Origin of the sequence: uncultured Winogradskyella sp. (assembly GCF_963975125.1) — a bacterium.
Taxonomy (GTDB): Bacteria; Bacteroidota; Bacteroidia; order Flavobacteriales; family Flavobacteriaceae; genus Winogradskyella.
This window is the reverse complement of the sequence record NZ_CAXBGB010000037.1, coordinates 21921-28853: the sequence shown is the minus strand read 5'-3', so window position 1 is coordinate 28853 and position 6933 is coordinate 21921. Positions and strand designations below refer to the sequence as shown.

The window sequence follows — 6933 nt, the reverse complement described above, 5'->3', positions numbered from 1 at the left end:
AATTTTAATATTAAGGCACCCAAATTCTTGCTATTTTTGAGGATAATTTAATTTTAAACAATGTCTTCAAAAATATTAATTATTGGTGCTTGTGGGCAAATTGGAACAGAGCTTACAACTAAACTAAGAGAAATTTATGGCGTTAATAACGTCATTGCTAGTGATATTAATACAAGAAATTTAGACTTAGTTAACTCGGGTCCTTTTGAAATTATAGATGCCAAAAACTTCAACGCTATAAAAGACTGCTGTAAAAACCACAATATAGATACGGTTTATTTAATGGCTGCATTGCTAAGTGCTACTGGAGAAAAATACCCGATGGAAGCTTGGGATTTAAACACAAATGCTCTATTTCATGTCTTAAATCTAGCAAAAGATGGAGTCATAAAAAAAATATTTTGGCCAAGTAGTATTGCCGTATTTGGATCTACAACTCCAAGAGAAAACACACCTCAACATACCATTTGTGAGCCTACAACCGTCTATGGTATTACCAAACAAGTTGGTGAGCGTTGGTGCGAATATTATCACAACAAATATGGTGTAGATGTAAGAAGTTTGCGTTATCCAGGTATTATAAGCCACAAAGCAATGCCAGGAGGAGGCACTACAGATTATGCTGTAGAAATCTATCATGAAGCCCTAAAAATAGGAACATACGAATGTTTTCTGTCTAAGGACACAAGCCTACCTATGATGTTTATGGCGGATGCCATAAAAGCAACTACTGAGCTTATGCAAACACCTGTTGAGCATCTAACCATTAGGTCTTCATATAATTTGGCTGCTATTAGTTTTACACCTAAAGAAATTGCTGAAAGTATTAAAAAACAGCTTCCGGAATTTTCAATTACATACAAACCCGATTTTAGACAAGCTATTGCAGACAGCTGGCCATCTTCTATTGATGATAGCATAGCACGTAAAGATTGGAACTGGAAAGAAAATTATAATTTAGAGGTTATGACTATTGAAATGCTAACGCAGTTAAAGCTAAAATATCGTATAGAACCCTAAACAAATATTATATGCACAATGAATTTTTAAAAATAGCTATCAACGAGGCAAAAAAAGGGTTACAAGAAGGTGGTATTCCAATTGGCAGTGTACTTGTTCATAATGGAAAAATATTAGGACAAGGTCATAATAAAAGAATTCAGGATGGTAGCGTTGTGTTACATGGCGAAATGGATGCTCTAGAAAATGCAGGCAGACTACCAGCATTAGTTTACAAGGAGTCTGTAATTTACACTACGCTTTCACCATGCCAAATGTGTACAGGTGCTATTTTGCTATATGGTATTCCTAAAGTAGTAATAGGCGAAAATAAAACGTTTTTGGGTGCTGAAGAACACTTAAGGGCTAATGGTGTCGAAGTTGTTGTATTAAATGATCAAAGTTGCATCTCTATGATGACGGAGTTTATAGAAAACCGTCCCGAACTTTGGAACGAGGATATTGGTGTTTAATTGTAATCTCAGAATCTTTTAAAAGATTCTCGGTTTAAATACTGCTTTTCATTTTTTTAATGTGAGCTTCAATTGCTCTACCTTGTGATTAGCTGATGCAATCAATTTTATAATAGAATTCCCAATCTTTTGATCGTATGTAAATTTCCTAGATTCTGAATTTTTATAAAAGATAAAACGAGCGCCTAAATCCTAACTATAACTAACATAATTGCGTGTTAGTTTTTTAGAATGTAGAATGTAACGACAATGATTCATAAGATGAATTTAAACAAAAAAGCCACTACTTTCGTAATGGCTTTGTATGCTCCTCTTCTTAGGCTCGAACTAAGGACCCTCTGATTAACAGTCAGATGCTCTAACCAACTGAGCTAAAGAGGAAGGTTGTTTTTCGCATTAGCGAGCGCAAATATAAATCATTTTTTCTATTCTTACCAAATGAAATATTAATTTTTATGCTACGATTAAAAAAATTAATTGGTAATAGCTTTAAAAATATCATTCCCATTAGCAAATAAGACTAAGGCAATTAAAATAAAGAAGCCTACGATTTGGGCACGCTCTAAGAATTTTTCGCTTGGCTTACGACCAGATACCATTTCGAATAACAAGAACACTACATGGCCACCATCTAATGCAGGAATTGGCAATAGATTTAAAACCGCTAACATAATAGATAAAAAAGCTGTTAAACCCCAGAAATCTTGCCAAACCCATTCCGCAGGGAAAATATCGAAAATAGCCTTAAAACCACCTACTCCTTTATACGCTCCTGTGCTTGGCGAAAATATTTTTGCTAATTGATCAAAATATCCAGACACCTGACCCTTAAACTTGTCTACACCTCCACCAAAACTTTCTAAAAAAGTGTAATCCTTATGAATCACATCGTAATAGCCTAATTCAGCAAATCTTGAAGGAAGAGTAGCAGGAAAAACTCCGACTTTCCCATTAGTATCAATCTTTAATGTTGTATTTATTTTCTCTTCACCTCTTAAAAATGTGGCATTTACAGATTGATTTTTATAGGCTGACATTCTAGATTCAAATTGATCATAATAACGTAAATCACTACCATTAACAGCTAGTAAAATATCGCCTTTCTGTAGGCCTGCATTCACGTTTACTGATGTGTCTGGTAAACTACCAACCATAAATGGAATTCTTAATTGAAACGTACCATTCTCTCTTTCTGCAGATGATAATTGACCTAGAAAATCTTCGGGAAGATTAATCACTTTACTAATGCCATCTCTAATTATAGAGTACTTCTCGCCATTTATTAGATTTTTTCTTACCTCATAATATGTATTTACCTTCTCGTCATTAATGGCTATTATTTTATCACCCGTTTTAAAGCCAACATCTAAAAGCAGTTGGTTCTCTATCCAATAGCCATCTTTTATACTTTCAGTAGTAATGTCTGTGTCTCCATAAGTGAATGACATAGCGACGTAAATGAAATAAGCTAAAATAAAATTAACCGTAACACCACCAAGCATTATAATTAAACGTTGCCAAGCAGGTTTAGAGCGAAATTCCCATGGTTGTGGAGGTAGAGCCATTTGCTCTTTATCCATACTCTCATCAATCATTCCGGCTATCTTTACATAACCACCTAGTGGTAACCAGCCAATACCATAAACAGTCTCACCTATTTTCTTTTTAAATAGTGAATATTTTACATCAAAAAAGAGATAAAATTTTTCAACCTTAGTTTTAAAAAGTTTTGCTGGGATAAAGTGTCCAAGCTCATGTAATACAATAAGCAAAGATAAACTGAGTAAAAATTGAGATATTTTTATAACAAATTCCATGTAGTCATTTTCAAATTTCGATTTGCAAAAATAAGGTTTTAGAGTCACTTAGAAGAAATTTGCATTTCTAATCGATTTATTTTTAACACAGGTTTACAAATCCTTATGTAAAACCTTCATATTTGTGTTAAAAATACCATAAAAAATTTAGCTCGAATCGTACCTTTGCATCACAAAATTTTAAAACTCATAAAATGTCTTTCCTTTCGTTTTTTAAAGGTTACAAAAACTTCGGAATCTTCTTTTCAATCCTTTCCCTTATAATTATTGCCATTATATACAATATTTTAAACGTTAAGAAACCTTTGCCTATTTATCAGCCTGCAATGGTGAGCGAAGAATTAGTTGACAGTACAATTCAATACCAACAAAAATATCATAAGATTGCTGATTTTAGTTTATTAAACCAAAATGGTGAAACTGTAACCCAAAACACCTATAAAGGCAAAATTTACATTGCTGATTTCTTTTTTACAACTTGCCAAACCATTTGCCCAATAATGACAGATCATATGTATCAAATACAAAAAGAAATTCTTAATGATGATGATGTTATGTTACTATCCCATTCTGTAACACCTAAAATTGACAGTGTAGCTCAACTCAAAAAATATGCAAAAGAAAAAGGCGTTATAGACCGTAAATGGAATTTAGTTACAGGAGACAAGAAACAGATTTACGAACTCGCTAGAAAAAGTTACTTAGCCGTAAAGACTGATGGAGTTGGAGATGAATATGACATGATTCATACCGAAAATTTTATACTCATCGATAATAAACAACAAATTAGAGGATTCTATGACGGTACTAAACCCGAGGATATAGAACACTTATTAGAGGATATTGAAACTCTAAAATCTTTTGGTGGTTCTTAAAAATCGTTAAACCCTTCAAATAAGTATTACCTTTCTTTTTACACTAATAATTTTCTCTTACTTTTGCTTCTTTAAAATCAATCTAAATAAGAATAAGCTTGACATTAGCAGAATTAAAACGTGGGCAACAAGGTGTTATTACAGATGTATCTTCTATTCATATTCCATTAAAACTTCTAGAAATGGGTTGTTTGCCGGGTAATTCTGTTGAGTTAGTGCAAGTCGCACCTTTTGCAGACCCAATGTATTTAAACATCAACGGCTCTCATTTAGCAATTAGAAAAGAGACTGCAATTCACATTTTAATAGAGACTGTAAATGAGTAAGCAGATTAATGTTGCCTTAATAGGAAACCCAAATACCGGAAAAACATCTGTTTTTAATGCACTTACTGGTCTTAACCAAAAAGTAGGAAACTATCCTGGTATTACTGTTGAAAAAAAAGAAGGGATTTGTAAATTACCACGAGGTGTAAAAGCACATATAATTGATTTACCAGGAACTTATAGTTTAAATGCATCTTCGCTAGATGAAAATGTTGTCATCGAATTATTGCTTAACAAAAATGACAAAAATTTTCCTGATGTAGCTGTTGTTGTTAGTGATGTTGAAAATCTAAAAAGGAATTTATTATTATTCACACAAATAAAAGATTTAGAAATACCAACAATTTTGGTTATTAATATGTCTGACAGAATGAAGTATAAAGGCATTTCGTTAGACATTGATTATTTAGAAGAACAACTCAAAACCAAAATTGCATTAATAAGTACTCGCAAAAACAATGGCATAAATCAACTTAAAGAGCTCATTACAAATTATAAGGATTTATCCATAAAACCTTGTATAAATGCATCATCTATTGATGAAGAGTACTTTAATAATTTAAAAAAAACATTTCCAAATCAGCTATTATATAAACTTTGGTTAGTAATAACTCAAGATGTCAATTTCGGAAAAACAGACAGAAAGACAATTAGTGCAGTCTCTAATTTTAAAACAAAAGCAAAAGGAGATTTAAAACGTTTGCAACAAAAAGAAACAATAAAACGCTATCAATTTATAAACGATACGCTTAAAAAAGGACAAACAATAGATCTTAAAACAGCCAAAGATTTACGCATAAAACTAGATAGAATTTTAACCCACAAAGTTTGGGGTTACCTCATCTTTTTTGTGATTTTACTAACCATTTTTCAAGCCATTTACGATTGGGCACAAATACCTATGGAATTTATTGATGGTGCATTTGCCTATTTAAGTGAATGGACTAAAAATATTATGCCTCAAGGCGCATTTACCGATTTAATTGCTGAAGGTATTATTCCTGGTCTTGGTGGTATTGTGATTTTTATTCCACAGATAGCCTTTTTATTTTTATTCATTGCTATTCTAGAAGAAAGCGGTTACATGAGTCGCGTCGTATTTTTAATGGATAGAATTATGCGTCGTTTTGGACTCAGTGGTAAAAGCGTAGTGCCCTTAATTTCGGGAGCAGCTTGTGCTATACCTGCAATTATGGCAACGCGTAATATTGAAAGCTGGAAAGAACGTTTGATTACCATTTTGGTAACCCCATTTACAACATGTTCTGCACGTTTACCTGTTTACTTAATAATTATCGAATTGGTTATTCCTGAAGGCCGTTTTTTAGGCTTAGGATATCAGCCTTTAACATTGATGCTACTTTATCTTATAGGATTTGGTGCTGCAGTTGGTTCTGCTTGGATTTTAAATAAAATTCTTAAAATAAAAAGTAAAACATTCTTTGTCGTAGAAATGCCAAACTACAAATTACCAATGCTAAAAAATGTAACATTAACTGTGCTAGAAAAGACAAAATTCTTCGTCTTTGGCGCTGGTAAAATCATTTTAGCGATTTCTATTGTACTATGGTTTTTAGCCTCTTATGGCCCAAGTGAGAATTTTAATAATGCTGAATCAATAGTCACAGAACAATATGCTTTAGATAACTTAACTGACGACGAACTACAACAAAAAATAGCATCGCATAAGCTAGAATATTCTTTTATTGGTATTGCAGGACATGCCATTGAACCCGCCATTAGACCGTTAGGTTACGATTGGAAAATTGGGATTGCCATAGTCAGTTCTTTTGCAGCTCGCGAAGTTTTTGTGAGTACTTTAGCAACAATTTATAGTGTAGGCAATGATAAAGTAGAAACAATCACTAGTAGAATGGCTAAAGAGGTCGATGTTAAAACCGGTAAGCCTTTATTTAATTTTGCCTCTGGGATTTCACTGTTACTTTTCTACGCTTTTGCAATGCAATGTATGAGCACATTGGCTATTGTAAAAAGAGAAACTAACTCGTGGAAATGGCCAACCTATCAACTAGTAATTATGAGTACTTTTGCGTATCTTGTAGCTTTAGCAGCTTTTCAAATATTGAAATAAATGAACTTAATTATTCAAAACGTATTAGTCTTTTCAGCATTAGCTTTAGCTCTGTTCTTTTTGGTTCGTAAGTTTATATGGTCCTCTAAGAAAAAATCCGCGAAAGCTTGTGGTAGTGATGATGGTTGCGGATGTCGCTAATAATTATCCTAATCGCATTTTTCCTTGATTATAAATCAGATAAAACCTCTTTTATAAAAGACCTAACCAACAGCATAGTTCTATGCATAGGCTTTTTAATTTCAGTAATTGCTTTTACTTCCATTTTTGACTTAAACCTTATATACGGTATTTTCTATTTAGGCATAGAGATTCTTTTGGTTTTTGTCATCAAGGCATTTATTCAGAGTA

Annotated in this window: 7 protein-coding genes and 1 tRNA gene; 6 read left to right on the top strand and 2 right to left on the bottom strand. The window is 32.8% G+C overall.

Annotated elements, in window-relative coordinates; translation table 11 throughout:
• Positions 1 to 60 precede the first annotated feature (60 nt).
• Both AAC053_RS07200 and AAC053_RS07195 read left to right on the top strand, forming a co-directional pair.
• Positions 61 to 1020, top strand: coding sequence for an NAD-dependent epimerase/dehydratase family protein (locus AAC053_RS07200; protein ID WP_339754670.1), 960 nt, complete (start codon positions 61 to 63; stop codon positions 1018 to 1020).
• Between the two features lie 11 nt (positions 1021 to 1031).
• Positions 1032 to 1472, top strand: coding sequence for a nucleoside deaminase (locus AAC053_RS07195; RefSeq protein WP_339754668.1), 441 nt, complete (start codon positions 1032 to 1034; stop codon positions 1470 to 1472).
• 307 nt (positions 1473 to 1779) lie between these two features.
• Here the strand turns inward: AAC053_RS07195 and AAC053_RS07190 are convergent.
• Positions 1780 to 1853: transfer RNA gene (locus AAC053_RS07190), tRNA-Asn, on the bottom strand.
• A gap of 92 nt (positions 1854 to 1945) precedes the next feature.
• Complete coding sequence (gene rseP, locus AAC053_RS07185) at positions 1946 to 3289, bottom strand: RIP metalloprotease RseP (protein ID WP_339754666.1); 1344 nt, start codon at positions 3287 to 3289, stop codon at positions 1946 to 1948.
• Positions 3290 to 3483: 194 nt separating this feature from the next.
• Between rseP and AAC053_RS07180 the strand changes: the two genes are divergently transcribed.
• From AAC053_RS07180 to AAC053_RS07165, 4 genes are all read left to right on the top strand, one after another.
• Positions 3484 to 4164 carry an SCO family protein gene (locus AAC053_RS07180; RefSeq protein ID WP_339754663.1) on the top strand — a complete coding sequence of 227 codons (681 nt, stop codon included), beginning with the start codon at positions 3484 to 3486 and terminating at the stop codon, positions 4162 to 4164.
• A 92-nt stretch (positions 4165 to 4256) separates the two neighbouring features.
• Positions 4257 to 4490, top strand: coding sequence for a FeoA family protein (locus AAC053_RS07175; RefSeq protein ID WP_339754673.1), 234 nt, complete (start codon positions 4257 to 4259; stop codon positions 4488 to 4490).
• Positions 4483 to 6582, top strand: a complete 2100-nt coding sequence (gene feoB / locus AAC053_RS07170) for a ferrous iron transport protein B (protein ID WP_339754660.1) — start codon at positions 4483 to 4485, stop codon at positions 6580 to 6582. The genes AAC053_RS07175 and feoB overlap by 8 nt, the downstream gene beginning before the upstream one ends.
• Positions 6583 to 6723 carry a FeoB-associated Cys-rich membrane protein gene (locus tag AAC053_RS07165; RefSeq protein ID WP_339754657.1) on the top strand — a complete coding sequence of 47 codons (141 nt, stop codon included), beginning with the start codon at positions 6583 to 6585 and terminating at the stop codon, positions 6721 to 6723. It abuts the gene before it with no gap.
• The last annotated feature ends 210 nt before the right edge of the window (positions 6724 to 6933 follow it).